Here is a 26,512-nt window from a genome sequence, read left to right as displayed (position 1 = left end):
TGGGCATGACCGGTACGCAGGCGCCAGGCGTCGAAGCGGCCCGCGAGGCGCGCAGCAAATGTCGCTTGAGCGCGAAATGCTGACGGATCGGATCGAAGCAAGACAGAAAAGTCTGCGTGCGATCGGGCAAACGGAAGCCGCGCCCGCGGCGCTTGCGTTCGCGTGAGCTGATGACTATTCTCCGTCAGGTTGTTCACGCGCGCCGCAGCCTTGGCTAAGGCATGTTCGCCAACTCTTCGACGTCTGCCTTTGCCACGGGGTAGCTGCGCAGCTGATCGGTAACGATCTTCTTGGGCGTCGGGGCATTTGCCGACAGCACGCGCTTGAAGGGGCGTTTTGCCGCGGATCTGTCTCGACGCCTTTGCCACAGCCGCTTCGTCTGGCGTTACGAGCCGTGGTAAACCGTATCGTTCAGGCGTTGCAGCGTACCGTCCTGCTCGGCCTTGATCAACTCGTCGATCACTTCGCGGCGCGTCAGCGCATGCTGGGCTTCAGGCGTCGCATTCTGCTGAATAACAGGTGGAGCAGAGTGGTCGGCCGGCGAAGTCGTTCCCGGAGAAGGAGTAGCAAACGCGGCCGTGGTGGAGGCAGCCAGCGTGAGTGCCGAGAGGACGTAAGAAATGTGACGGATGCTTTTGTTCATGATGTTGCCCTTTCCTTGTTTCGATTCATGCAGTCAGTAGTGCGATTCACTGTCTGCATGGACTGAAGTCTAGGGGTGGCGATCCATCATGAAAAATACATGTTCAAAACACCAGCCATAACTTCGAGGCATGGCGCGGGTATCACGGAATCGTCGCGCGGTTTCGATCAGGTTGCCGGCGCGCAGTGGTCGATCAGCATATCGCGGAATCGCCGTGCGCTCGGGCTCAACGTGCTGTCTTTTCGCCAGATGATCGTCAAGTCGCGTTCGATGACCAGCCCCTCGACTGGCAGGCGCACGAGTAAACCCGTCGTCAGTTCCGATTCGATCGTCATGCGCGAGACCCATGCAATCGCGGTGCCGCGCACCAGCAGCCGGTTCATCGCTTCGGCGCTACCGACCGACAGGCGTGGCGAAAAGGCCAGCCCGCATGCGGCGAACGCCGCTTCGACGGCATTTCGTGTGCCGGAGCCGGGCTCGCGCGACAGCACGTCGTGGCGCGCGATGTCGTCGATTCGGATCTTGCGCTTGCGCGCGAGCGGATGGGACGGCGCGGCGACGGGGATGAGCGGGTCCTGGCCGAACCGTGCCGAGTCGAACGAAGTCGTGTCATACGGGCCTTCGACGAAACCGAGCTGGCGATCGTAGGCCAGTACCGCGGCCTCGACCTGCTCCGTATTCATCTCCGCCACGTCGATCGATACATTCCGGTATTGCTCGCCGAACGCATGCAGCACGGACGGCAGCAGATAGCTGCCGATCGTGCGGCTGGCCGCTAGCTTCAGGCTACCGCGCACGAGGCCCGAGAATTCATCGAGCATCGCCTCGGCTTCGTCCGACAGCGAAAAGATTCGCACTGCATAGTCGGCCAGCAGTTGCCCCGCCTCGGTCGGGCTCATGCCGCGCGGGCGCCGGTCGAACAGCGTGACGCCCAGGCGTTCCTCGAGCTCGCGGATTTCGCGGGTCAGCGCTGGCTGACTGACGTGCAAGCGCGCGGATGCGCCGGTTACGCTACCCGCCTCGACCACGGCGAGGAAGGCCGCCAGATGGGTAAAGTTCATTCTGATGTATATAAAAAAGGTATGGATATTATCATCTATATGTATTTTTAATATGTCAAGCGCATCGCTATCGTAGTGGCCATGGGTCGTCGATGGAGATCGCAATGTTCAATTCAAATGCAAACACGGGCACCGCATCTGCCGGTTTTCTCGCGTACAAGATTCGGCAATTCACGCCGAACTGGTTCGCGGTGACCATGGGCAACGGCATCGTCGCATTGGTGCTCGCTACGCTGCCGTTTCGCTTTCCGGGCCAGCAGGGCATCGCGACCGCGCTATGGTGCGCGGATGTCGTGCTGTATGCCGTATTCGGCGCAATGCTGCTGACGCGTGCGATCCGGTATCCCGACACAATCCGGCCGATGCTGCGGCACCCGCTGCAGTCGATGTTCCTCGGCGCCATTCCGATGGGCCTCGTACCGATCATCAACGGCTTCGTGCTGTTCGCGGCGCCGGCGATCGGGCCGGTGGCCCATTCGGTCGCGCAGGTGCTCTGGTGGATCGATGCGCTGCTCGCCGTCGTGGTGGCCATTGCGGTGCCGTATCTGATGTTCACCGAGCAGAATCATGCATTCGAGCGCGTCAGCGCCGTGTTGTTGCTGCCGCTCGTCGGCCCGGAAGTGACCGCATCGAGCGGCGCGGTGATCGCGCCGCACTTGTCGATCGACGGCGCACGAGCGGTGATCGGCGTCAGCTACGCACTCTGGGCCGTCTCGCTAGCCATGGCGTTCGCGGTGCTCACGCTTGTGTTCTTCCGACTGGTCATCCACAAGCTGCCGCATCGCGACCTCGCACCGTCGAGCTGGCTCACGTTGGGGCCGATCGGAACAGGAGCGCTCGGCATTCTCGGTCTCGGCCGGGTGGCGCCGGCGGCGTTCGACGGCAGTTCGTTCGCGCCGCTCGCCGCGCTCGCAAACGAACTCGGCATGGCATGCGCGCTGCTGCTCTGGAGCGCAGGCATCTGGTGGTTCGTAATTGCCGTGCTGTTCACGCTGCGCTATCGCAAGGAAGGGATGCAGTTCAATCTCGGCTGGTGGGGTTTCACGTTCCCGCTTGGTGTGTACACCGCAGCCACGATCGGTTTGTCTCGCGCCACCGACATGATGGTGTTCGCCGTGCTGGGTACTGCCTTCGCGCTGATGCTGTTTTGTTTCTGGAGCGTGGTCGCGACTCGCACCCTGCGCGGTGTGATGCAAGGCCGGCTGTTCCATGCACCTTGCCTCGCGTCGAATAGCTGAATTTTGAGCTGACAACTTGATAGGGACACTGATCACGCGGTCTCCATCTCTAATCCAGAAAATATATTGAGGATATCAAAATGGATGCAGTAAAGCCGGATGTAAAGCGTATTGCCGTGACGGGCGCCGCTGGACAGATCGCCTATTCGCTGCTGTTCCGGATCGCGCGAGGCGACCTGTTCGGCAACGACCAGCCGGTCATCCTGCAACTGCTCGACCTGCCGCAGGCCTATGGCGCGATGCAGGGCGTCGTGATGGAACTGCAGGATTGTGCGTTTCCTCTACTGCGCCGGGTGGAAGTGGCGACCGACCCGACCGTCGCGTTTCGCGACGCCGATTGCGCGTTCCTGATCGGTTCGAAGCCGCGCGGGCGAGGCATGGAGCGCCGCGATCTGCTGGCAGAGAACGCGGCGATCTTTCGCACGCAAGGCAAGGCGCTCAATGCATCAGCTAGCCGCAACGTCAAGGTGCTGGTCGTCGGCAACCCGGCGAACACCAATGCGGCCATCGCGCGCCGCTTTGCGCCCGATCTGCCCGAGGATGCGATCACGGCAATGATCCGGCTCGATCACAACCGCGCGGTATCGATGCTGGCCCAGCGCTGCGCGATCGCGGTCAATGTGATCGGCAACATGATCGTGTGGGGCAACCATTCGCCGACGATGTTTCCCGATTATCGGTATGCGCGAGTCGGCCGCTACCTGATCAAGGACTTGGTCAACGATGAGAACTGGTACCGCGAGACCTTCATCCCGGAAGTGGCGGCGCGCGGAACGACCTTGATCCAAGCGCGCGGCGCATCGTCTGCGGCGTCGGCCGCGAATGCGGCGATCGACCAGATGCGCGACTGGATCCGCGGCAGCGATGGCCGCTGGGTGTCGATGAGCGTGCCGTCCGATGGTAGCTACGGCATTCCGCGGGGGCTGATATTCGGCGTGCCTGTGATTTGTCACGACGGCCGCTACGAGCGAGTCGAGGGCATTCATATCGATGCATTCGCGCGGCAATGCATCGACCGCTCGGTGCACGAACTGCAGGACGAGGCGGCCACCGTCGATGCGTTGTTCGCCGAGTGCTGACGGCAGGTGTCAGGACGTCGACGGATTGGCCCTGATATGCCGGTCCGTGTCCAAGCGCCCTCAAGGGCATTTCTGAAGCCGGTCAGCGAAATTTCGCGAACTTTCTGACTTTTCAAATTTATCTCTTAGTGCCGATAGGCGAACATCGCCCGTCTTTCCAATGGAGCAGTCATGTCGAATCAGATTCAGGCTAACGAAGCAATGAACCGGACCCTAGCGCGAGACGGATTCCGGCGCCGAATTGTGGCAGGCGCACTGTCGGCGACCGTCGCTGTCACTTGCGCGTTGGCGGCGAACGCGCATGCGGCGAATGCCCCGTTTTTCATGACGTTCGCGAAGGCGTCGAACGATCTCCCGATCGTCATGCCGATCTGTTGCCAGGGGCGTGCGAGCTGAACCCGCTTTCGTTTCGACGAGTCGTGCGGCCTGCGTAGTCGGCGCGTCGATCTAGCTTCAACGCAACAAGGGAGAACTCATGAATTTCACACTGGGCGTGCTGCTCAGCCTGTCGTTCATCATCACGGTGCTCGGACTGTTCGTCTTCATCTGGGCGCAATCGAGCGGTTTGCTGAAAATGGGGCAGTCGGCCGCCACGGTGATCTTCGCCGAAGGCGAGATCGGCCATGCGGAGCCGTTCGCGGGCGTTTCGCCGGAAGGCGGCGCCGCCGCTGGTTCGCAGCCCGACCCCGCTGAACTGCGCGATCGCGTGCTGGCTGACCGGTCGAGCAGTGCGGCGGCGCTGGCCTTCATCGCATCGTCGGTGGGCTGGCTGCTGCTTGGTTCGCTGTTCGGCCTGCTTGCATCGCTGAACTTCCAGGTGCCCGACTGGCTGTCGGGCTCGCCATTGGTGACGTTCGGCCGCACGCGCATCGTGCACTTGAACATCGTGACTTACGGATGGGCATCGATGGCGGGCATCGGCGTTGCGTTGTGGCTGCTGCCTCGCTTGTTGAAGACGCAACTGGTCGGTGCGCGTTTCGCGATTGTCGGCGCGGTTCTGTGGAACCTCGGCGTCGCGATGGGCTGTGCTGCGATCCTGTTCGGCTGGAGCGATGGACTCGAATGGCTCGAGATTCCCTGGCAGATCGGCATCTTGCTCGCGATCGCGGGTGCGCTGGCGGCCGTGCCGCTGCTGCTGACCCTGCGGCATCGCAAGGTTGACCACCTGTACGTGTCGGTATGGTATCTCGCCGCCGCGCTGCTATGGTTCCCGATTCTGTATGTGGTCGCGAAAGTGCCGCATGTGCACTTCGGCGTCGAATCGGCGATCGTCAACTGGTGGTTCGCGCACAACGTGCTCGGCCTGTGGCTCACGCCGCTCGGCCTTGGTACCGCCTACTACCTGATCGCGAAGATCGTCGGCCGCCCGATCTACTCGTACAACCTGTCGCTGATCGGCTTTTGGGCGCTGGCCATGTTCTACAGCCAGGCCGGCGTGCACCACCTGATCGGCGGCCCGGTGCCTGAATGGGTCGTAACGGTGTCGATCGTGCAGAGCGTGATGATGATCGTGCCGGTGATTGCGGTGGCGATCAATCACATGATGACGCTCAAGGGGCATGGCGAGATCCTGAAGCAATCGTATTCATTGCGCTTCGTCGCACTCGGCTCCGTGCTTTACACACTGGTGTCGATGCAGGGTTCGCTCGAAGCGGTGCGATCGTTCAACCGCGTGGTTCATTTCACGCAGTACACGATCGGCCATGCGCATCTGGGCGTGTACGGCTTCTATTCGCTGATCATGTTCGGCGCCATCTACTTCCTGATGCCACGCGTGGCCGGGCGCGAATGGCCGTTTCCGAAGCTGATCGCGTGGCACTTCTGGCTGGTCGTCGCGGGCATCGGCATCTACTTCGTGTCACTGACCATCGGTGGCGTGCTGCAGGGCTTGGCGATGCTCGACCCGAAACAGCCGTTCATGGCGTCCGTGACCGTCACTCTGCCGTATCTTGCGGCGCGCACGGTTGGCGGCACGCTGATGACCCTCGGGCACTGCGTGTTCGCGTATCACTTCTGCAAACTTCTGACGATGCGTACGGACCGTCAGGCAGTTGCGGCCGTCACGGCCGAGGCCTAATCATCGACGAGACATCACATGAAACGAATCATGACCGTCATCATCGGGTCGCTGATCCTTATCGCGCTCTCGATGGTGGTGCTGATCGCGATGCCGTATCGCGAACTCGAACGCGAGAAAGCACCTGAAAAGCTGAGCCCCTATACGCTCGCACAACTGCGCGGGCGCGCGACTTACGTGTCGCTGGGCTGCGCGACCTGCCACTCCCAGCAGCCGCGACCGGTGGCGATGGGCCCGGATGCACTGCGTGGTTGGGGCCGCGCGGCGGTGCCGAGCGACTACGTGTACGACTATCCGCACCAGCTCGGCACGTCGCGTACGGGGCCGGACCTGTTCAACATCGGGGCGCGTCAGCCGAGCGTCGACTGGCATCTCGCCCACCTGTACCAACCGCGCGCGGTGACGCCGGGCAGTGTGATGCCGGCCTTTCCGTATCTGTTCAAGATCGTCGATACGCCGGCCGCGGGCGACACGGTGGTGAAGCTGCCTCCGTCGTTTTCGCCCGTGCATGGGCAGGTGGTAGCGACGCAGGAAGCGCTCGACCTCGTCGACTACCTGGTCGGGCTGAACCACACCTACCCGGTAGAAAAAGCCGCACAGGAGGGCAGCGCAAAATGAGCATCGAACGCGACAACGAAGCGGCCCGGCGCGAGAAGGCCGAGCCGACCGAGGGCGTGCGGCCGGTGCCCTGGCTGTTCGTCGGCATTATTGCTTGCCTCACGGCCTGGGGCAGCTTCACGCTTTATCACGGCTCGGGGCGGGAGCCCGATCAGTCGCTGGCGTCCGGCAACCTGCCGCAGGTGATCGACGGCGGCGTGCTGTATACCGCGCATTGCGCGGCCTGCCACCAGGCCGACGGCAAAGGCGTAGCCGGCGCGTTTCCGCCGCTGGCCGGGTCCGAGTGGGTCAACGGCAAACCGGACATGGTCGCACGCATCCTGTTGCTGGGAATCGACGGCCCGATCGGCGTGAAAGGTAGTCAATACAACGGCTCGATGCCGGCATTCGGGGCCACGCTGTCGGACGCCGAGTTGGTGGCCGTCGCCAATCACATCCGCACGGAGTTCGGGAACGACGCGAAGCCGCCGCTCGACGCGCCCATGCTCAAGGCCGAGCGCGTGCAGTTGAAGGGGCGGACGAAGCCGTGGAGCGGCGGCGCGGAACTGGGGAGCCGGGAATGACATCCGCCAGCGCGCCGCAACGCGACGTCGCAGCGTACACCGCCGGCAGCGCGGTGGTCGATGTGCGCGGCATGTGGTGTCCGAGCTGCGCGAACGCCGTCGAGCGGGTGCTGGCCCGGCAGCCCGGTGTGCTCGAGGCGCGCGTGAGTTTCGCGGCCGAGGCCGCGCACGTGCAGTGGGATGCGACGCAAACCACATTCGAGGCGCTGCTCGACGCCGTCACACGTCTCGGCTACACGGCGACACTCGAAGGCACGACGCGCGACCGGCGCGCGCATCTCGCCCGTGAGGCCGCCCGCGTACGGCTGCGGCTCATCGTGGCCGTCGTGTTCGGGATGTGGGCGATGCCGGCGCAGTGGACGCTCTATTTCGACACGCATCACACCATTCCCGAATCGATCCGGCTGGGGCTCGCGTGGTTCGCTGGCGTGACCACGCTGCCGATCCTGGCGTTCAGCGGCTGGCCGTTCCTGCGCGCGGCGTGGCGCACGTTGCGCGCGGGCGCGCCGGGAATGGACGTGCTGGTTGCCAGTGGGGCGACCATCGCATTCGGGCTGTCGGTCTGGCGATTGCTGTCCGGCAGCGCGGACGTGTTCTTCGATTCGTCGGCCATGATCGTCACGCTGTTGCTGGCTGGGCGGCTGATCGAGCACACGATTCGCGCGCGGGCGTCCGACGCGATGCAGGCGTTGCTGGCGCTGCCGGCCGAAACCGTATTGATGATCGATGCGGACGGCAGCCGGCACGAGCGGCTCGCGAAGCGCGCGGTGGTTGGGCAGCGGTTCGTGCTGCGTCCCGGTGAGCGAGCGGCGCTCGACGGCCAGATCGAGAGCGGCACGTCGACGCTCGATCGCGCGCTGCTGACGGGCGAGTCGTCGCCGGTGGCCGTGAGTGCCGGCGACGGAGTCGAGGCGGGTGTGCTGAACGGTACCGGCAGTCTGACGGTGCGGGTCACATCGGCCGTTGGCGAACGCCGCGCCGATGCGATCGCACGCACGCTACGGCGCATGCTCGCGCGCAAGACCGCGACGGACGCGCTCGCGGAGCGGTTTACGCGGCGTTTCGTGCCGTTCATTTTCATGGTGGCGGCTGCCACCTGCGCTTACGGCGTGGGGTCGGGTGCCGGGTGGGGCGCGGCGCTCGAACATGCGATTGCCGTGTTGGTCATCACCTGCCCGTGCGCGCTCGGCCTCGCAACGCCATTAGCGCTGATGGTCGGTGCGGGGCGAGCCGCGCGCGCCGGAATCCTGTTTCAGGATGTCGAAGCGATCGAGCGCGCGGGCCGGATCGATGCCGTGTTCTTCGATAAGACCGGTACGCTGACCCTCGGCGAGCCGCGCATCGTGCGCGTGCATGCCGAACCCGATTCGTGCGAGACGGCGGTGCTGATCGCGGCCGCGACGGCCGAGCAGGGAAGCGAGCATCCGCTTGCCCGTGCGCTGCGCCAATACTGCGTGCACGACATCAACGCCTGCGCGGGCGAAAGTGAAGCCGTTCCCGGCCTGGGTGTGGTGTGGCGTGGACCCGACGGCACGCGCATTGTCGTCGGATCCGGCGCGCTGCTTGCTCGCGAGGGGATCGCGGCGTCGGACCAGCCGGGCGACGAGGGCACGGTAGCGTTCGTCGCGCGCAATGGCCGCTTGCTCGGACATGTGCTGATGGCCGACACACCGCGTGCCGATGCGTCGGCGGCGATCGCCGAACTGCGCGCGCGCGGCATCGAGCTTGGCATGCTGACTGGCGATCGTGCCGGGCCGGCGATCACGGTGGCCGACGCCGTCGGGCTCCCGCGCTCCTGCGTGAGGGCGGATGTCAGCCCCGAGGGCAAGGCGGAGATCGTCGCGAGCGCGCAGCGCGCGCATCGGGTTGTCGCGTTCGTCGGAGACGGGCTCAACGACGGACCCGCGCTCGCGGCAGCTGATTACGGAATCGCCGTCCAGAGCGCGTGCGCGTCGTCGTCGGCCGCCGCAGCCGTCGTGCTGTCGCGTGGCGATGTCGGGCAGGTGGCCGATGCGATCGCGATCGGCCGTCGCATCGCGCGCGTGATGCGTCAGAACCTCGGCTGGGCCGCAACGTACAACCTGATCGCATTGCCTGTCGCGATCTGCGGCTATACATCTCCCGCGCTTGCCGCAGCGGCGATGGTTTTCAGCTCGGTGTCCGTCACGCTTAACGCGTGCCGGTTGAACACCCTACCGGCGCGCCGACTGGAACGCAAGGCCAGGCCATCAGGCACTTCACTGGAATTTCATTCGAAACAGGATTGCACTCAATGAACAAGAAGACGTCGCAATTTTCCGCTACGGGCCGCCGCAAGTTCCTCGAGCGGACGTTCGGGCTCGGCCTGGCTGGGCTGGCGGGTGCCGATGCGTGGGGCGCGGTCGAGAAGGCTATCGAGCTGCCGTTCGGCAATGGCCGTCGCGAGATCACGAACAGTTTTCCGCAAAAGCATGACGTGATCCTGCAGCGCACGCGGCCGCCGCTGCTCGAAACACCGTTCGACGTGTTCGACCGCCATCTGTTCACGCCGAACGACAAGTTCTACGTGCGCTGGCATATGGCGAACATTCCGTCGAGCATCGATGTCGCGAAGTTTCGCCTGAACGTGCGTGGCCATGTGAGGCAACCCGTGGCTCTTACGCTGGACGACTTGATTCACGATTTCGAACCGGTCGAGGTGGCGGCCGTGAACCAGTGTTCGGGTAATTCGCGGGGCTTTTACACGCCGCGCGTGCCGGGTGCGCAATGGGGCCACGGCGCGATGGGGAACGCGCGCTGGACCGGCGTGAGGCTCAAGGATGTGCTCGACCGCGTGGGCGTGCGGGCCGGCGCGGTGCAAGTGCGCATGCACGGGCTGGAATCGCCGGCCGCGCCGCAGACGCCGTACTTCAAGAAATCATTGGCGATCGATCACGCGCTCGACGGCGAGGTGATCATCGCGTATCTGATGAACGGCGAACCGCTGCCGCTGCTGAACGGCTTCCCGATCCGCATGATCGTGCCGGGGTGGTATGCGACGTACTGGATCAAGATGCTCTGCGATCTCGAAGTACTCGACGAACCCGACGACAACTACTGGAGCAAGAGTGCGTACCTGATTCCCGATACACCGGGGGCGAACGTGAAGCCGGGCCAGACCGGCATGAAGATGATTCCGATCAACAAGATGGTGCCGCGCTCGTTCATCACGAATGTGAAGGACGGCGATGTACTGAGGCGCAACGAGCATGTCGAGGTGCGCGGGTTCGCGTTCGGCGGTGACTGCGGTGTCGCGAAAGTGCGGATCTCCGCGGACGGCGGGCACACATGGATCGATGCCCGGCTTGACCGCGACTACGGGCAATACAGCTTCCGGCGCTGGTCCTTCGGCTTCACGCCGCCCGCGGCCGGGCCGCTGGTGCTGATGGTGCGTGCCACCAATGTGGCGGGGCTCGCCCAGCCGATGCAGTCGAACTGGAACGGTTCGGGTTTCATGCGCAACGGCGTCGAATCCGTTGCGCTGCAAGTCGTTTGATCGCGGGAGATCAGAGCATGAATCGTCAAGCGTTTCGTCTGGCTTTGATGTGGGGCATTCCGGTCGTCATTGGTGTGACGATGGCGGCGGCATGGATGCCAGAAGGGGGCTTCGACTGGCGGCGGCATCCAGAGCGGGTCGTGAAGATTCCGTCGGTAGATGCGGTGTTGCCGGTCAGCGCCGAGCGGTTTCCGCCGGGGCAGGGATCGGAGATCGCGAACGCGCAATGTCTGATTTGTCACTCGACGGGCATGGTGACGCGCCAGCCGCCTTTGACCGAAAAGGAGTGGGCCACGATCAGCAACAAGATGCGGCTGTCGTACGGCGCGCCGCTGCCAGCCGAGCAGGTCGATGCGCTCGCGAAGTACTTGTACAGCATCAACGGGCGCAAGGAAGCGGGGAAGGGGCCGTCGGTTGTGGATATGCAGGGGAGTTGAGTACACCGACGAAGAAGTGCCGCGCGTTGCCGCGGCGCCCCGTAAATAGAAATCCGGCATCGGTGCGGCGGGAGTTTCCAACACGTTTCGCGCCGGTTGCCGGCACAAGGGAAACACGATGAAGAAAGAGTGGGTGCGGGCCGCGTTGATCACGGCGCTAGTCGTTGTACTTCAGGGCGGTCTCGATGTGCAGGCGGCACAGGCGGGTGTTCGGACGCTCGATACGCCGGTACCGGTCAGCGTGCCGGCCGGCAAGGTCGAAGTCGTCGAATTCTTTCATTTCGGCTGCCAGTACTGCCGGTTGCTCGAACCGACGCTCGCGACGTGGCGGGAAAAGCAGGGCGACAGGATCGTGTTCCGACGTGTGCCGGTCGCGCCAGTTCCGCAATTGCTCCCGTATGCGAAGCTCTATCACGCGCTGGTTGCGTTGCACCAGGAGGCGTTGATTCCGGCCGCGTTCGATGCGATTCACGGGGGTAGCAACCGGTTGCTGACCACGGAACAACAAATGGCGTTCGTTTCCGCACACGGCGTCGATCCGCAGCGCTTCGCCGTAATGGTCGATTCGCCGGCGACGCAACGTGCGCTTCAGGCGGACCGGCAAATGTGGGAAGCGTACCGCGTGCGCGCGGTGCCGATGTTGGTTGTACAGGGGAAGTACAGCCCCACGATGGGCACCGGGCCGGCCGAGACAGTCGATGCGCTTGATCGCATCGTTGCCGATCAAGTGAACGAGCATCAACGTGACAGATAATGGTTCGTACACGAACTGCACGATACAGCACATTCCGTGCGTTTGTGGTGCTGGGCAGGTCCTCTCGGAGTAGTAAGAGATGCAGGCGAGGGACCAAACCATGGCCGCTGCTGCGCCATCTCGCGCAGCCGTTGCCGCAGTTCGTGGTCGACGACAGACGGCGCCGGCCGTCGGAACGTCCGGCGATTGAGCTCAATGAGCGCGCGCACATCCGGCGCTCCGAATAGTCGCGCTGTTCAATCACCTGCTGCACGGCTTCCCGACGCGGTGTGGGCGAACTCACTTTTTTCCGAGAACACCCTGCAGGCCCCCGATGGCAAGGTTTCGCGCAAAGCCTGCGCGATCTGGCTTTGGCTTCCCTGCCGGTACCAAGCTACACGGCGCTGTGCCTTCGCGCGCAAACACTCGAGATCCAACTGCCGATCGTTCACGACAGCGACCCGATCCATCTGGCGGGCGACAGTTCGGGCATGAAGGTCGACGGCGAATGGAACGTGCTCCAGCCTGGCCATAGGCGATCTCGCGCATACACGACCGAAGCTTCGGACGAGGTTCCTTGACGCTTCTGTAGTACTGAACGCTGCGCAGTCGCATTACAAGCCGACAGGGCCGCCTCATCGTCAATCCGTAATGGCTCGTCGCATCATCCTCACGTCTCGTTTTGTCTCGTCTCTGCGCATGTAACGCTCGCGGGAAGCCCCCCGTCCGACTCCGGGGAATTTTTTTTGGGGCTCGATGAATTGTTAAATTAATCTATCAATCACCGCGAAAATTTCCGGAAGCACGCCTTTTTCGCTCTTACTTGTCATATCTATTCCAATAATATTTTCTGACTTGTCTTATTTAAGAGGAGTTAGGAATCCGGAAAATTGCTTTCCTGTGGGGTGTGCATTCCACGCATTGCGTGTCGACCTTAATTTAAAATCGGCATTTATTTTTTAAACGGCTTTATAGAGATTAGCTGATGAAACTCAAGCAACTCGTTCTGGTACTGGGCGTGACCTCGGCACTGTTTGGCATCGTAAACACGGCTCATGCCGATACGGTGTCGAAGAAAATCACGCTGACCGCGCGAATCGACGACGGCATCTTCGTGTCGAAGCCCGACGGCTCGACCTGGTACAGCACGGAAGAACTGCAAGCAGACGACTACACGCAGACGAAGTTCTCGAAGACGCTGCCGGTTCGCGTATGGTCGAAGAACGCGGACTTCAACATTTCGCTGGCCCAGCCGCTGAAACTGTCAAACGGCAAGTACGAAATGAAGAATGCCGCGGTCACGATGTCGAGCAACAGCGGCGACGCAGCTGTCACGTTCGGCACGGCGCAGAAGATCACTCAGACGGTCGCGGGCAACGGCGGCTTTGACGAAATTCACGACATCAAGATCAACGTCGAGGCGCCGACGAAAGTCGGCACCGTGAGCACGAGCGGCAGCTACAGCGGCGATCTGGTCATGGTTTTCGAACCTCTGGCTACTGCACCGAAGCCCTAACGGGAAGCCCTCATTGAGCACGAACGGCAGCTGCCGCCGCGCTCAGGCCATGGTTTTCGAACCTCTGGTAATTGCAGAAATGATGAAGTAAGCGCTAACCGGAAGCCCTCATTGCAGGGCTTCCTGATTCGCTCCAGCCGAAAAAAATCGCTTATGTCCGTTCCTCCTCTTCCCCCATAGATTAAGCGTGTACGCCGATCAAGTCCCTTTTCGTCTCAACAAGCTGTGGCTAGGTGCGTTTCTCTTCATCTCGTCGCAGGCATTTGCAGATCTGAAGATTTCGTATGGAATCCCTGAGGGGTTCAGTGCGGCCGAAATGGATGATGCGGCGAATTACGTTGCGACGTTCAACGGGCGGACACTGCCGGGCTTTATTGGTTTTTCGCAAGCGGATGGCGTGCTGACGTTCGACGCCGCGAAATTCCAAGAAAACGGAATATCGGCGGAAGATGTCTCGACGCTCAAGCGAGTCGTCTCGCAACTGGATTACAAGCGTTGCAGCAAGGGCTGCGACCTGGAGATCGACGGTTATCACGTGACGGTCGACAAGATGAGACGATCGATCTCGATCCGCGACGCGCGCGAGGATTACATAGCGCCACCGACGAATCTGGGTATCGTCAACAATCAGTCGATCGATCTCCGCGCCGCGTCCGACGGCTATCGCGCGGCGAATATCAACGGCAACACCTGGGTCGGGCTCCCATCGCAAAGCTTTGGCTATGCGAACTGGTATGCGAACCAGACGACGACGCGCGGCAACAGCAACAGCGACCGCGGCGTGTCGTCGTATTACCTGCAGAAGAACTTCGCTAGCACGTATGTTCGAGCGGGCAAGCAGAACAGTATCGACTATACGTCGGGCTCCGTCAGCACGCTGCTGTCGCCGAGCTTCGACCACTTCGTGACGATCGGCAGTCAGGCGCACCTGAAGGTGAACACAAACGCCGGTTCGCTGATCCTTTATGCGACAGCCGAAGGTAATTACGAGTTTTACCGCAACGATCGCCTGATTTTGAAGCGGCCAGCATCGATCGGGCGTAATGAAATCAGCTTTGTCGACTTGCCGGGCGGCTACTACCCGGTCGAGGTCCGGCTCGTCGACCGCAACGGCAACGTGGTTAGCCGCGAGCGTCGTGAAGTCAACAACCTCAATTTCGGCGCCTCCGGCAGCAATGCCTGGCATTTCACCGCGGGCAAGGAGATGGGCAGCGGCGGGTATTTGCTCGAAGCTGCCGTGAGTCGCAACCTGAAGCAGTTCTATTTGAATGCTTCGATGCTGGCCGGCCACGGCGGCAAATGGGCGGCAGAAATCAATATCACGCGCCCGACGCAGATCGCCGGTATCGATGTTACCCCGACGCTCGGCGTGCTGAGTGGCGAGCGCGGAGTCGGCGGGTACGTGAACATCTCGATGGCAAGCGAGGCACTGGGCAGTCTGACAGTGAGCCGCTACCAACGCACGAATGTGTCGCGCTTTTACAGTGGGCAGCCGAGTACGAGCGCATCCTACAGTCGCAACATCGGAAAGGCGATCGTCGGATACAACTACCAGCAGTCGGGGTTCGGCGGTGCTTCACATCAGGCGGAGGTCCGCTGGAACTACCGGCCGAACGGCTTATGGGCCATGTTCGCACTCGGCGTGCAGAAGGGGGGCTACCAGAACGGGAACGGCGGCTACGGCGTGTACTTCAACACGACGATGACGTTGGACAAGGTTCAGGCAAGCTTCAACGCAGCGCATGCGGGTGGGCAGACCCAGTTGAGCGGCGATGTCCGCAAGGATTTCGTCGACGGCTTCGGCACATCGACCGTTGGCGTCACGGCCAATCGGGTCGGCAGCAACTACGGCGTCAACCTCTACGGCACGCGGTCCGGTACGCGTGGCGATGTTTCGCTTAACCTCGGCACGAGCAATGGCGGCAGCAATGCCGACTTCAACTATCGCGGCATGGTGGCAGCGAGCAAGGACGGCGTGGCTGTCGGACGTTACAGCCCGAGCGGCAGTGCGTTGCTGCTCAGAACACCGAATCTGGACGGCATGAAGTACGGCTTCAATGTCGAAGGCAGCCCGGTAGCGGGGGGCGGAACATACGCTGTGCCGCTCAACGCGTACAGCGACGTGTCGTTTGCACGTGTGTTCAGCGACAACGCGAAGCTGGACATGAACATCGAGGTGCCGGCAAACGTCGTTCGAGCCCATCCGGGGCAGGTTTATTCGGCGAAGGCGCGCGTCGACATCAGCATGATCTACAGCGGCTTCCTGACGGACGAGAGAGGCAAGCCCGTCAGCGGCAGGATCGCCGAGACGGGCGACACGGCGTACCGGAACGGGCTGTTCTCGATCGTCAGCAAGAAGATGCTGCGGCTCGTTACCGTTGAGCAAGAAGGGCGACGCCTGACATGCGATCTGACGGAGGAAAACGGGAACTATTTCCGTTGCAAATGACGACCCGGTCAATTTCAGAGAGGAAATGCAATGAAACGTAATACCCCGCTTTCGCTGTTGTTCGGCTTGGTGATGGCAGCTAGCCAGTTTGCCCATGCTGAAGGCGAGTTGATGGTCATGCCGGTGTCGACACAGGTCTTCAACGCGCACGAACAGACGGTGACCGTGAAGAACATGGGCGATGCGCCGCTCTATCTGAACATCAACGTGCAGAAAGTCACGAATCCCGGTGTGACGCCGGAAAAGAAGGTGAATCTGGGCGAGGTCGCACGCCCGGGCATGCTGGCGACCCCCGACAAATTGACGCTCGGCCCGGGCCAGACACGGTCGATCGTGTTGAAGTCGCTGGCCGAGCCGGAGCTGGAAGAGCTTTACCGGCTGTACATCCTGCCGGTCCGATCGCTGAAGGTCGACAACGCGCCGGACGACAAGATCACCGCCCCCATGTCGGTGGCGATCGGCTACGGCGTGCTGGTGCGGCACATGCCGGCACCGGGCAAGCAGAAATCTGCGTGGACGCATCGCTGCGAAAACGGCGGATTGACGCTGGAAAACACGGGGAATATCCGCCAGATCTTTACCGACGTCGTGTATGACAAGGCGAAGCCTGCGCAGACCCTGGCTGTCTTCCCCGGGACGCCGCAGCATTTCCCCAGCAAGCATATGACGTTGCGCGTCGAAGAGAAGCCGGTCACGCTGGATTGTCAGGAATGAGAAGCACGCGGAGCTGGGTGCTGGGCATGTTGGCCGCCGTGTGTTGCACGAGCAGTCTGGCCGCTGGCGTGCTGAAACTGTCCCGAACCGAGGTGTCGTTGGAAGAGGGGAAGCCCGCCAATGAACTTTGGGCAGAAAACGTCGGAGACAGCGCGTTGTACCTCGACGTGACGCAGCAGTGGGTGTCTAACCCTGGACAACTCCCGGAACGCCTCGTGCCTGTCGAGGAAGTGAGCCGTCCGACCTTGTTGGCGCTACCTGGGCGTCTCACGTTGGCGCCCGGGCAGAAATACCGGATGACGTTGAAGGTGCTTGATACACCGCAGCAGTCACAGGTTTGGCGTCTGACCTTTCGTCCGAGGGAGCGCATCGCCGTCGATGACGGTGACATGCGAGGCGCCGTTGCACCGCTGTTCATCAGCGTTGGATATGGCGTCGTGATCTATCAGTTGGCCAAGAACAGCCACTAGGTTCGCTTTCGGAGGCGCTTTATGGTTACGCCGACCTCGAACTGTGTATCGCCCGGAATGCCGTTGGTAAGCGCTATTCCGAACGTATCGCGGTGGTCGATCTTGTCGGTGGTCGACATATTTCGATAGTTGGAGAGGAAGATGGGAAAAAGAAAATGGTCGTTCAAGTGGCTGGGAAAATCGTTCCTGATGGTCATCCTTTACGTTTTAGCAAGCAACGGGGCGGCTGCATATTCTCTTGAACTCGCTCCTCTCAGTAACGGATACAGCAATTGCTCGTGGCGAGACAACGGAGACGGAACGAGTACGGTGGGCGTGATGATTTCCTATAAGGAGGCTTCAGGGAATACCGGTAGTTCTTCCTTTACTTCTCGGGGAGTATTGATATATACATATGACAAAAATGGCGGGGTCGGACCGAGTGCGGCTGCAGCAAAGTTTGTCATGCTCAATGAAGAACAAAATAGCAATGCTTACGTCGGGAGCGGATATGTAATGTACCATGGGGCTACGACCAATGGCGATTGGAAAAAAGAGACCCCATTAACAGCTAATTTAAAGATAGTATTCGATAATGCTTACCTGAGAGAATGGCCAGCCATCACCGTGCGTGCCGGCAATTTCACCAGAGGAAACGATGTAGGGGAGGTTAGGGGAGGGGCCTATGTAGGGCCCGGAACTAGCCAATCTTGCTCCGTCGTGGATCCGAAGATGCCACCACCGCCGCCGATCTCGATCGAAATGACGGCGCCGGATTGGAATCTCGGAGACTTGCCGGAAGGGGATGGCGAGAAGACTTTCTCCAACACCACCGATCAGCTTTGCTTTACTTATGTGGGTGCCGCTGTCAGTGGAAGGCAGTTCATCGTCACTGCCAGCAATTCCAACGGAATTGCACAGAACCGATATCGTCTCAAGCATGTGAACGACGCTTCGCAACTCGTTCCATACACAATTTCGCTGGACGCAGGAACATCGATCTTGAATCTGCCGAATACGGGCAACGTCGCGTTGTCATTGGATAGTTCAGGCAGAACCTGTTTTGTGCCGACATTCAAAACCAGTGTGGACCGCTTGCTGAAAGAGGGCGATTACAGTGACGTTCTCACGTTTACTGTCGTTACGAAATCATGAGAAAGCATATGAGCAATTTGGTTCTTCCATTTCTATTTGCCGGATTGACGTGTCTGTCGGCGACCGCATCCGCGATCGACCCTGTGTCGCTCTCCGGCAAAACCCAGAGCAAGGTGACGGCACACTTCGTCGGGCCGAACAAGCTGATCGTGACGGACGACAAGGGCGGCTGGTTCGAGCGAGGCCTGGAGATGCAGCAACTCGGCGGTTGGGATACGACATATGAGGTGCAGGCACGGCTAAAGGTCGTGTCCACCAGCGGGACGTTCCGGGTGCGTCTGGATTCGCCGTTGGCGATTACGCATCAGTCGAATCCCGCGTTGGCGTTTCGGACACCAACGGTCAAGCTGGGCGCGGACGGTGGTGAATTGAAACCACTTGCAGTCGAACAGGGTACGGAGTTCAAGAACCCGGCTGCGCCGGAGATAGGATCTGACTCCGTCGGCTATTACAACCTAGATGTGCAGGCATATCCGCCTGCCGGCGATTTCAAGAGCACCGTGGGCACCTATAGCGGCGTCTTGTCGATGACGTTCGAACCAGTAGTCAAGGCGCCTTGACCGCCGGTGGTCCCGACTGCCGTCGCAGGGCAGATCGGCGGCAACCTTAATGAGAAAACCGGAGTGTCAATTGGAGGATCCTTCGACGTGAAGCTTCGTTCATCCATCTTGTCGTGCATCGCCTTTGCTGCGGTTTCATCCGTTCCGGTGTCGGCAACCGCGGCAATCGACCTGAACCCGAAGGAAGTAACGGTGGAGAAAGACTCCACATCCGTGCAGCTGATCAACAACGGGGATCGCGTCGAGTATGTGAGCGTTTCGTTGTCGCGTCTATTGAATCCCGGCATGCCGCTGGACAGCGAGCGCCTTGAACCGGTCGGTGAGGTGACGCAGCCGTCGCTCTACGCGTTTCCCTTTCGAGTGACGCTTGCTCCCGGACAAACGAAAACCATCACGCTCAAGCCGCTGCGGCCGGTCGAGACGGAGACCGTCTATCGGCTCAATGTGAAGCCGGTGATCAAACTACTGGGCGCCGAGGATCGGAAAACCACAGCGAATGTCGTTGTGAACCTCGCGTTCAGTGCCCTTGTCCGGCAACTGCCTTCGCAGGTTCGTGAAGGGCTGGCCGCTACGTGTGATGCATCCGGAGCGCGGTTTTCGGTCACTGGAAACGTTCGCTATCGAGTAGAGGGTGTGAAGGTGAATGATGCGATTGTCGATAGCTTCAACGTCTATCCGGGTGTGCCGATTCACGTTCCCGGTGAGAGGGTCGATATTCCAGGGCATCCTGCCTGTCGTCGATAAGGAGGTGTCTGCACGGAAGCTGTCTTTGGAAGCGCGCGCGATCTGCTATCGGTATGGGCAGTTTGAGCGCTGCAGCCTCGAGCGCCGGTCGGCGCGCGATTACGTGCAGAAGGTCACGAATCCGGGTGGACGCCGGAAAAGAAGGTGAATCTGGGCAAGGGCGCACGCCCGGGCATTCTAGCCGCCGTGTGTTGCACGAGCAGTCCGGCCGCTGGCGTGCTGAAACTGCCCCGAACCGAGGTTACGTTGGAAGAGGGGAAACCCGCCAGTGCACCGATCGGGCCGATCCGGCCCGCCCTGAAGAGCCGGAATTTTCCACTTAAGACCGGGACGGAATTTGGGCCACCCGCATCAAACCGGCTCAACGACGCGCGCCATCGTGCATCCGCGCGCGTGGCGAATGCCCGATGCGTTGTCGTGCGTTACTGCGCCGCCCCCTCCGCATCCGCCGTCTCGCCGAGAAACCCTCCGCTCTGGTGCGCCCACAGCGCCGCATAGATGCCGCCCGCCTGAAGCAACTGCAGATGCGTGCCTTCCTCGACGATGCGCCCTTCGTCGAGCACGATCAGTCGGTCCATCGCCGCGATCGTCGACAGCCGGTGGGCGATCGCGATCACCGTCTTGCCGCGCATCAGGCCGTCGAGGCTGCGCTGGATCGCGACCTCGACTTCGGAGTCGAGTGCGCTGGTCGCTTCGTCGAGCACGAGGATCGGCGCATCCTTGAGCATCACGCGTGCGATCGCGACACGCTGCCGCTGACCACCCGACAGCTTCACGCCGCGCTCGCCGACCTCGACGTCGTAGCCGCTGCGCCCGTGCCGGTCGCGCAGCCGGTCGATGAAGTCGGACGCTTCCGCGCGCACGGCCGCGTCGTGCATCTCTTGCTCGGTCGCGTCGGGGCGGCCGTACAGGATGTTCTCGCGCATCGTCCGGTGCAGCAGCGACGTATCCTGCGTGACCATCCCGATCGCCGCGCGCAGGCTGTCCTGCGTCACGTGCGCGATGTCCTGTCCGTCGATCCGGATCGCGCCGTCGTCCACGTCGTAGAAGCGCAGCAGTAGGTTCACGAGCGTCGACTTGCCGGCGCCCGAGCGGCCGATCAGGCCGATCCGCTCACCCGGCCGGATCGTCAGGTTCAGCCCGTCGAACACCGCGCGCTCGTTGTCCTCGTGCGCGAAGCTCACGTTGTCGAACACGATGCCGCCGCGTTGCACGGCGAGCGCCTTCGCGTCGGGTGCGTCGACCACGCTGCGCACCTTCGTCAGCGTGTTGATGCCGTCCTGGACCGTGCCGACGTTCTCGAACAGTTCGGTCATCTCCCACATGATCCAGTGCGAATAGCTCGACAGGCGCAGCGCCATCGCGATCACGGCCGCGACCACGCCCGCGCTCGCCTCGCCGTGCAGCCACAGATAGAGCGCGAGGCCGGTCGAGCCGACCAGCAGCAGCGTCGACAGCAGGTGGTTGACGACCTCGAACGCGCTGACGAGCCGCATCTGCGCATCGCCGGTCACCTTGAACGCCTCCATCGCACGCCGCGCGTGGTCGGCTTCCCGGCGCGTGTGCGAGAACAGCTTCACGGTCGTGATGTTCGAATAGGCGTCGGTGATGCGGCCCGTCATCAGCGCGCGCGCGTCGGCCTGCCGGCTGCCGACCGCACTCAGACGCGGCACGAAATACGCGCACGCCACGCCGTAGCCGAGCGCCCACAGCGCGAGCGGAATCATCAGCCGCCAGTCGAAGCTCGCCGCGAGCGCGAGGATGCCGATCAGGTACGCGCCGACGCCGATCACGACGTCGACCGACATGAACAGCGCGTCGCGCACGGCGAGCGCGGTTTGCATGATCTTGGTCGTCACGCGGCCCGCGAACTCGTTCGCGTAGAACGAGAGGCTCTGGTCGAGCATCAGCCGGTGAAACAGCCAGCGCAGCCGCATCGGGAAGTTGATCGCGAGCACCTGGTGCTTGATCATCGTATGCAGCGCGATCAGCAATGCGCTGCCGGCAAGGATCGCCGCGAAGCCGGCGAGCGTGCCGAGATGTCGGCCGCCGAATTCGGCCGGCGTCACCGACGACAGCCAGTCGACCACGCGCCCCATCATCGCGAACAGCACGGCTTCGTACGCGGCGGTCGCGGCCGACGTCAGCGCAATCAGCAGGATCCAGCCGCGCGCGCCTTTCGTGCACGCCCAGACGAACGAGAAGAACCCCTTCGGCGGCGTGACGGGATCCTCGAGCGGGAACGTCGGCAGGCGCCGTTCAAACCACGAAAACATTGAACCTTCTCCTTGATGCGGCGCGGGCAGGTGGCGCGGCCGCTCATGCGTGTTTCATGTGCGCCGAGCGTAGGCGACGCATCCGCGTGCGCGCGGATTGCATCGTTTTCGCATCGTCCGGCGGCAAGTGTCGCATCGATTCGATCCGGCTGCAGGGCGGTTGCCCGCAGTCGCGCGCCGCGCCGACAGCCCGCCCGGCAGCCTTTGTTGATACGATCGCGCGTATCGTCCACGCCGGCGTCGCACACACCGGCCCATCGGCCGCGCGGCTGCATGATCGCGCGGCCACGTTCGGGAGAAGCGCTTCATGCTGCAGGCGTTCGCGGTCTTGTTGACCTTCCAGTGTCTCGGGGAAGGGGTGTCCCATCTGTTCGGCCTGCCGGTGCCGGGCCCCGTGATCGGCATGCTGCTGCTGTTCGGCTTCGTGATGCTGCGCCCGCAGGTGGCCGACGCGATCGAGCCGACTGCGCTCGAACTGCTGCGCCACCTGTCGCTGCTGTTCGTGCCGGCCGGCGTCGGCATCATGGTGTCGGCCGACCGCGTGCGCGGCGATGCGCTCGCGGTCGTCGTCGCGCTGGCGGTGAGCACGTCGCTCGCGATTGCCGTGACCGCGCTCGTCACGCGTGCGTTGCTGCGCCGCCAGCGGCGCGCGGACGGCACGGCGGAGGGCACGCAATGACGGCCTTCCCGAAACTCGGCGCGATCTGGGTCTACCCCGCCGCGACCCCGCTGCTCGGCCTGACGATCACGTTGATCGCGTACCTGATTGCACAGGCCGTCTATGCCCGCGCGCGTTTCAACCCGCTCGCGAACCCGGTGCTGATCGCGGTCGCGCTGATCGTCGTGCTGCTGACGATCACGCACACGCCGTATCCGACGTATTTCGAGGGCGCGCAGTTCGTCCACTTCCTGCTTGGCCCGGCGACTGTCGCGCTGGCGCTGCCGCTGTACCGCCAGTGGTCGAAGCTGCGGCGCGCCGCGGTGCCGCTGCTCGTCGGGCTGCTGGCCGGTTCGCTGACCGCGATCGTGTCCGCGGTCGGCATTGCCGCGCTGTTCGGCGCGTCGCACCAGACGATCGCGTCGCTCGCGCCGAAATCCGCGACCACGCCGATCGCGATGGCCGTCGCGCAGGAAATCGGCGGGATTCCGTCGCTGACCGCCGTGCTGGTGATCTCGACCGGGATTTTCGGCGCCGTGTGCGCCCGCGCGATCCTGAACGCGTTGCGCATCGAGGAGCCGGCCGTGCGCGGTTTCGCGCTCGGCGTCGCGTCGCACGGGATCGGCACAGCGCGTGCGTTCCAGGTCAGCGAGGAGGCCGGCGCGTTCGCCGGCCTCGGGATGGGGCTGAACGGCGTGCTGACCGCATTCGTCGTGCCGATCCTGCTGCCGGTGCTGTCGCGCTGGATCTGAGCGGCGCCGGGTGCCGGCGGCGCGCGATGCTATCGGTTTCCCTGATGGCACGTGCGCCACGCCGTCTGGCCGGGCGCCTGCCGCGCATGTATCGTTGCCGTTATCAGGAGAATTCAGGAACCGGCACGGACATTTGCGCAGCGATCGGCTAACGTTGCATCGGCGCCGTGGTCGCACGCCGACGTCCGTCGCGTGCGTGCCGGCGTTCGACCCACAACCAACAATCGACAAGGAGATCCGGCCATGACGAAGTCTCGCGTGGTTTCGGTGGCAGTGGCAGTAACGGCGTCGTTCGGTCTGCTGTTGACCGCCGCGCCGGCGGCATATGCGCAGGATCCGGCGTCCGCGCCGACGCAGAAGCAACTCGACAAGGCGCAGAAGAAGGCCGCCCGCAAGGCGGCCCGCGCGCGCCACGCGAAGGACCTGAAGGCGATCGGCACGGGCTCCGGCTACCGGCTGACCAACGATCAGAGCAATTATCCGCAGAACGCGGTCGAGAAGGCGCCCGCGACGAAGGCGGCGCCCGCCGCGCCCGCAGCACCGGCGTCGGGTCAGTAACGGCCGGCGTTCGCACCACGGAAAACGGCGCCGGGTCGACCGGCGCCGTGCTTTCTCGTGCGTGCCGCGCAGGCGGCACGCGCCGCGGTCCCGGGCTTTCCGGGACGGACGGCGCCCGCGTTACGACGCGAGCTTCGCGGCGAGTTCCGCGACGTGCTTGCCCTGGTAGCGCGCGATGTCGAGTTCGTTCGCGCTCGGCTGACGGCTGCCGTCCGCGCCCGCGAGCGTGGTCGCGCCGTACGGCGTGCCGCCCGTGATTTCGTTCATGTTGACGAGCCCGCTGCACGCATAGGGCACGCCCACGATCACCATCCCGTGGTGCAGCAGCGTCGTATGGAACGACGTGATGGTCGTTTCCTGGCCGCCGTGCTGCGTGCCGGTCGACGCGAACACGCTGCCGATCTTGCCGACGAGCGCACCCTTCATCCACAGGCCGCCGGTCTGGTCGAGGAACGTGCGCATCTGGCCGGCCATGTTGCCGAAGCGAGTCGGCGTGCCGAAGATGATCGCGTCGTAGCCCGCGAGTTCGTCCACGGTGGCGACGGGTGCGGCCTGGTCGACCTTGACGCCGATCGCCTTCGCCTGGTCGACGGGAATGGTTTCAGGCACGCGCTTGAGCGTGACCTCGACGCCGGGCACCGATTTCGCGCCTTCCGCGACGTGCTGCGCCATCGTTTCGATGTGCCCGTAGGACGAGTAGTAGAGAACGAGTACCTTGGCCATGTTGCGAATCTCCGATTAAGAAGGCCCCGCGTTCAGCGGGGCCCGATGTTCCGAACGGGCGTCATGCCCACTCGGCCGTCACTTCGACCGGACGCAAATCGAATACCAGCACTTCGGCGTCCTTGCCATCCGTGAACGTCAATACCTGCTCGTCGCGGATACGTGCGCCGTCGCCTTCGCCGAGCGCCACGCCGTTGACCGTCACGCTGCCGCGTGCGACATGCGCGTAGGCGAAGCGATCCGGTGCGAGTTCGAGCGTGGCGCGCTCGTCGCCGTCGAACAGGCCCGCGTAGATCCGCGTGTCCTGGCGGATCTTCAGCGAACCGCCGCTACCGTCGGGCGACACGATCGGCGTGAGCTTGCCGCGCTTGTCGTCCGCCGCGATGTTCGTCTGCTGATAGCGCGGCTCGGCACCCTTCTCGGACGGCCCGACCCAGATCTGCAGGAAGTGGACGGGCGTCTCGTGCGAGTGGTTGAACTCGCTGTGACGCACGCCGGTACCCGCGCTCATCAACTGGACGTCGCCCGGCACGATCACCGACCCGGTGCCCATCGAATCCTTGTGCTCCAGCGCACCGTCGAGCACGTACGACAGGATTTCCATGTCGCGGTGCGGGTGCGTGCCGAAGCCGCGGCCCGGGGCGACGCGGTCGTCGTTGATGACCAGCAGGTCGGAGAAGCCGACTTGCTTCGGATCGTAGTAATTCGCGAAAGAAAACGTGTGACGGGAGCTGAGCCAGCCATGCTCGGCACGGCCACGTTGGTTTGCTGCACGAGTCTCGATCATGATTTTTTCCTGGATTTGGCCTGCCCTCGGAAGTGGGGCCGGCCGTTCGTTGAGATGAATCTTAGGTCAATCGATTTGACAAATAAATGGCTGTAGAGATAATGACTGTCACTCTGAGGTAGACAATATGGAACTCAACGACCTGAGGATCTTCGTCGCGACCGTCGATGCGGGCAGCTTCACGGCGGCGGCCGACCAACTGATGCTGTCCAAGCAGTTCGTGAGCCGGCGCACGATGGCGCTCGAGGCAGCGCTCGGCGTGCGTTTGCTGCATCGCAATACGCGCAATCTCGCGGTCACGGAATCGGGGCACGAGTTCTATGCGCGTGCGCAGCGGATCCTGGCCGAGGTCGCCGACGCCGAGCAGGCGATGTCGGTGCGCAGCACCGAGCTGCACGGCTCGCTGAAGATCAGCGCGCCGCTGTCGTTCGGGATCACGCATGTGTCGCCGCTGATCGCCGAATTCCTGTCCGCGCATCCGGCCGTGCGGCTCAACGTCGACCTGACCGACCGGCGTGTCGACCTGATCGGCGAGGGCTTCGATCTCGTGCTGCGGATCGGCACGCTCGAGGATTCGACGCTGATCGCGCGGCAGCTCGGCGCGTGGGAGATGATCGCGTGCGCGAGCCCCGCTTACCTGAAGCGCCACGGCACGCCCGCGACGCCGGCCGACCTCGCCGGCCACACGTGCCTGATGTATGGGCGCGAGCGGCGCGTCGGCTGGGAGTTCCGGGTCGACGGCGCGGCGCGCACGTTCGACGTGCAGGGGCCGCTCGTCGCGAACAACGGCGAAGTCGTGCGCGACGCGGCGATCGCGGGGCTCGGCATTGCGCTGCTGCCGCATTTCATCGTCGGCGCGGCGCTCGACAGCGGCGCGCTCGTGCCGGTGCTCGACGCGTATGCGCCGTCGCCGATCACGCTGAATGCGGTGTTTCCGCAGCACCGGGAAGGGTTCGTCACGCTGCGCACGTTCATCGGGTTTCTGGCGGAGCGGTTGGGCGTGCGGGGGTAGCGCGCCGATTGATCGGCGGCGCGCATTCGCGTTAGGCTTCGCCGGGGGTGCGGGCCGACAGCGCATGCCGGGCCGGGTATTTTTACCTCGAACGAATCGGGCACATACATCGGGCACGTAGCTTCTACTCACCGCCATCCACGACGAGTCCAGTCCAATGACAATGAAGAATCGATCGAATGCTCGCGCGGGCGAG

At 63.0% G+C, this 26,512-nt stretch carries 26 protein-coding genes and 2 pseudogenes; 22 read left to right on the top strand and 6 right to left on the bottom strand.

All coding sequences use genetic code 11. The features are described from left to right. Nucleotides 1–43 precede the first annotated feature (43 nt). From WS87_RS32585 to WS87_RS32575, 3 genes and pseudogenes are all read right to left on the bottom strand, one after another. Nucleotides 44–370, bottom strand: a pseudogene (locus WS87_RS32585) (DDE-type integrase/transposase/recombinase); the annotation flags it as partial. Nucleotides 371–385: 15 nt separating this feature from the next. After that, nucleotides 386–643, bottom strand: coding sequence for a DUF4148 domain-containing protein (locus WS87_RS32580; RefSeq protein ID WP_059820834.1), 258 nt, complete (start codon nucleotides 641–643; stop codon nucleotides 386–388). Between the two features lie 167 nt (nucleotides 644–810). Continuing rightward, nucleotides 811–1,809, bottom strand: coding sequence for a LysR family transcriptional regulator (locus WS87_RS32575; RefSeq protein ID WP_236873286.1), 999 nt, complete (start codon nucleotides 1,807–1,809; stop codon nucleotides 811–813). Between WS87_RS32575 and WS87_RS32570 the strand changes: the two genes are divergently transcribed. The 18 genes and pseudogenes from WS87_RS32570 to WS87_RS32490 all read left to right on the top strand — a co-directional run bounded on the left by WS87_RS32570 (nucleotide 1,809) and on the right by WS87_RS32490 (nucleotide 19,550). Further along, nucleotides 1,809–2,942 carry a TDT family transporter gene (locus WS87_RS32570; protein ID WP_059820849.1) on the top strand — a complete coding sequence of 378 codons (1,134 nt, stop codon included), beginning with the start codon at nucleotides 1,809–1,811 and terminating at the stop codon, nucleotides 2,940–2,942. The two genes, WS87_RS32575 and WS87_RS32570, sit on opposite strands and share 1 nt — an antisense overlap. Before the next feature lie 80 nt (nucleotides 2,943–3,022). Next, nucleotides 3,023–4,021, top strand: coding sequence for a malate dehydrogenase (locus WS87_RS32565; RefSeq protein ID WP_059820832.1), 999 nt, complete (start codon nucleotides 3,023–3,025; stop codon nucleotides 4,019–4,021). 171 nt (nucleotides 4,022–4,192) lie between these two features. Further along, nucleotides 4,193–4,417 (top strand): hypothetical protein, encoded by a 225-nt coding sequence (locus WS87_RS33865; RefSeq protein WP_159085743.1) that lies wholly within the window; start codon nucleotides 4,193–4,195, stop codon nucleotides 4,415–4,417. A 79-nt stretch (nucleotides 4,418–4,496) separates the two neighbouring features. After that, the gene (locus WS87_RS32560; RefSeq protein WP_059820831.1) at nucleotides 4,497–6,098 is read left to right on the top strand and encodes a cbb3-type cytochrome c oxidase subunit I; all 1,602 of its coding nucleotides are present in this window, start codon (nucleotides 4,497–4,499) and stop codon (nucleotides 6,096–6,098) included. 18 nt (nucleotides 6,099–6,116) lie between these two features. Beyond that, entirely contained in the window at nucleotides 6,117–6,716 is a 600-nt protein-coding gene (locus WS87_RS32555) for a cbb3-type cytochrome c oxidase subunit II (RefSeq protein WP_059820830.1), read from the top strand. Continuing rightward, on the top strand, nucleotides 6,713–7,279 hold the full coding sequence (locus tag WS87_RS32550; protein ID WP_059820829.1) for a c-type cytochrome: 567 nt from the start codon (nucleotides 6,713–6,715) through the stop codon (nucleotides 7,277–7,279). Before WS87_RS32555 ends, WS87_RS32550 begins: the two co-directional genes overlap by 4 nt. Further along, nucleotides 7,276–9,555 carry a heavy metal translocating P-type ATPase gene (locus tag WS87_RS32545; protein WP_059820828.1) on the top strand — a complete coding sequence of 760 codons (2,280 nt, stop codon included), beginning with the start codon at nucleotides 7,276–7,278 and terminating at the stop codon, nucleotides 9,553–9,555. The genes WS87_RS32550 and WS87_RS32545 overlap by 4 nt, the downstream gene beginning before the upstream one ends. Beyond that, complete coding sequence (locus WS87_RS32540; RefSeq protein WP_082750768.1) at nucleotides 9,552–10,793, top strand: molybdopterin-dependent oxidoreductase; 1,242 nt, start codon at nucleotides 9,552–9,554, stop codon at nucleotides 10,791–10,793. Before WS87_RS32545 ends, WS87_RS32540 begins: the two co-directional genes overlap by 4 nt. Before the next feature lie 17 nt (nucleotides 10,794–10,810). After that, complete coding sequence (locus WS87_RS32535) at nucleotides 10,811–11,230, top strand: cytochrome c (RefSeq protein ID WP_236873285.1); 420 nt, start codon at nucleotides 10,811–10,813, stop codon at nucleotides 11,228–11,230. A gap of 133 nt (nucleotides 11,231–11,363) precedes the next feature. Further along, nucleotides 11,364–11,984 carry a thiol:disulfide interchange protein DsbA/DsbL gene (locus tag WS87_RS32530; protein ID WP_159085742.1) on the top strand — a complete coding sequence of 207 codons (621 nt, stop codon included), beginning with the start codon at nucleotides 11,364–11,366 and terminating at the stop codon, nucleotides 11,982–11,984. 317 nt (nucleotides 11,985–12,301) lie between these two features. After that, a pseudogene (locus WS87_RS32525) lies at nucleotides 12,302–12,514 on the top strand (transposase); the annotation flags it as partial. A gap of 434 nt (nucleotides 12,515–12,948) precedes the next feature. After that, a complete protein-coding gene (locus WS87_RS32520; RefSeq protein WP_059820824.1) occupies nucleotides 12,949–13,479 on the top strand; it encodes a CS1 type fimbrial major subunit in 531 nt (176 codons plus the stop codon). Between the two features lie 316 nt (nucleotides 13,480–13,795). Beyond that, complete coding sequence (locus WS87_RS32515; protein WP_059820823.1) at nucleotides 13,796–15,928, top strand: TcfC E-set like domain-containing protein; 2,133 nt, start codon at nucleotides 13,796–13,798, stop codon at nucleotides 15,926–15,928. 30 nt (nucleotides 15,929–15,958) lie between these two features. Beyond that, nucleotides 15,959–16,642, top strand: coding sequence for a pilus assembly protein (locus WS87_RS32510; RefSeq protein ID WP_107938244.1), 684 nt, complete (start codon nucleotides 15,959–15,961; stop codon nucleotides 16,640–16,642). 26 nt (nucleotides 16,643–16,668) lie between these two features. Further along, nucleotides 16,669–17,112, top strand: a complete 444-nt coding sequence (locus tag WS87_RS32505; RefSeq protein WP_236873316.1) for a hypothetical protein — start codon at nucleotides 16,669–16,671, stop codon at nucleotides 17,110–17,112. A gap of 141 nt (nucleotides 17,113–17,253) precedes the next feature. Next, nucleotides 17,254–18,246 carry a hypothetical protein gene (locus WS87_RS33860; RefSeq protein WP_159085740.1) on the top strand — a complete coding sequence of 331 codons (993 nt, stop codon included), beginning with the start codon at nucleotides 17,254–17,256 and terminating at the stop codon, nucleotides 18,244–18,246. 8 nt (nucleotides 18,247–18,254) lie between these two features. Next, nucleotides 18,255–18,806 carry a hypothetical protein gene (locus tag WS87_RS32495; RefSeq protein ID WP_059820819.1) on the top strand — a complete coding sequence of 184 codons (552 nt, stop codon included), beginning with the start codon at nucleotides 18,255–18,257 and terminating at the stop codon, nucleotides 18,804–18,806. Nucleotides 18,807–18,893: 87 nt separating this feature from the next. Then, nucleotides 18,894–19,550, top strand: a complete 657-nt coding sequence (locus WS87_RS32490; RefSeq protein ID WP_236873284.1) for a hypothetical protein — start codon at nucleotides 18,894–18,896, stop codon at nucleotides 19,548–19,550. Between the two features lie 422 nt (nucleotides 19,551–19,972). On the opposite strand, the gene WS87_RS32485 is transcribed toward WS87_RS32490, so the two are convergent. Next, complete coding sequence (locus tag WS87_RS32485; protein ID WP_059820818.1) at nucleotides 19,973–21,826, bottom strand: ABC transporter ATP-binding protein; 1,854 nt, start codon at nucleotides 21,824–21,826, stop codon at nucleotides 19,973–19,975. 307 nt (nucleotides 21,827–22,133) lie between these two features. Here WS87_RS32485 and WS87_RS32480 point away from each other — a divergent pair, with 307 nt between their 5' ends. From WS87_RS32480 to WS87_RS32470, 3 genes are all read left to right on the top strand, one after another. Further along, nucleotides 22,134–22,505: a CidA/LrgA family protein gene (locus WS87_RS32480; protein ID WP_059526036.1), complete on the top strand. Its 372-nt coding sequence runs from the start codon at nucleotides 22,134–22,136 to the stop codon at nucleotides 22,503–22,505. After that, nucleotides 22,502–23,236 carry an LrgB family protein gene (locus tag WS87_RS32475; protein WP_059820817.1) on the top strand — a complete coding sequence of 245 codons (735 nt, stop codon included), beginning with the start codon at nucleotides 22,502–22,504 and terminating at the stop codon, nucleotides 23,234–23,236. Before WS87_RS32480 ends, WS87_RS32475 begins: the two co-directional genes overlap by 4 nt. A 243-nt stretch (nucleotides 23,237–23,479) precedes the next feature. Then, nucleotides 23,480–23,794: a hypothetical protein gene (locus tag WS87_RS32470; protein ID WP_059820816.1), complete on the top strand. Its 315-nt coding sequence runs from the start codon at nucleotides 23,480–23,482 to the stop codon at nucleotides 23,792–23,794. Between the two features lie 120 nt (nucleotides 23,795–23,914). Here the strand turns inward: WS87_RS32470 and wrbA are convergent, their stop codons facing one another. Together wrbA and WS87_RS32460 are read right to left on the bottom strand one after the other, a co-directional pair. Further along, nucleotides 23,915–24,517: an NAD(P)H:quinone oxidoreductase gene (wrbA, locus tag WS87_RS32465; RefSeq protein WP_059600705.1), complete on the bottom strand. Its 603-nt coding sequence runs from the start codon at nucleotides 24,515–24,517 to the stop codon at nucleotides 23,915–23,917. Between the two features lie 61 nt (nucleotides 24,518–24,578). Beyond that, nucleotides 24,579–25,304, bottom strand: coding sequence for a pirin family protein (locus WS87_RS32460; RefSeq protein WP_059820815.1), 726 nt, complete (start codon nucleotides 25,302–25,304; stop codon nucleotides 24,579–24,581). A gap of 127 nt (nucleotides 25,305–25,431) precedes the next feature. Between WS87_RS32460 and WS87_RS32455 the strand changes: the two genes are divergently transcribed. Then, nucleotides 25,432–26,316: a LysR family transcriptional regulator gene (locus WS87_RS32455; RefSeq protein ID WP_059820814.1), complete on the top strand. Its 885-nt coding sequence runs from the start codon at nucleotides 25,432–25,434 to the stop codon at nucleotides 26,314–26,316. Nucleotides 26,317–26,512: the final 196 nt, after the last annotated feature.

It is taken from the genome of Burkholderia sp. MSMB0856, from assembly GCF_001524645.2.
GTDB classification, from domain to species: domain Bacteria; phylum Pseudomonadota; class Gammaproteobacteria; order Burkholderiales; family Burkholderiaceae; genus Burkholderia; species Burkholderia diffusa.
The sequence above is the reverse complement of the archived record's forward strand: the minus strand, read 5'-3'. Positions and strand labels throughout refer to the sequence as shown.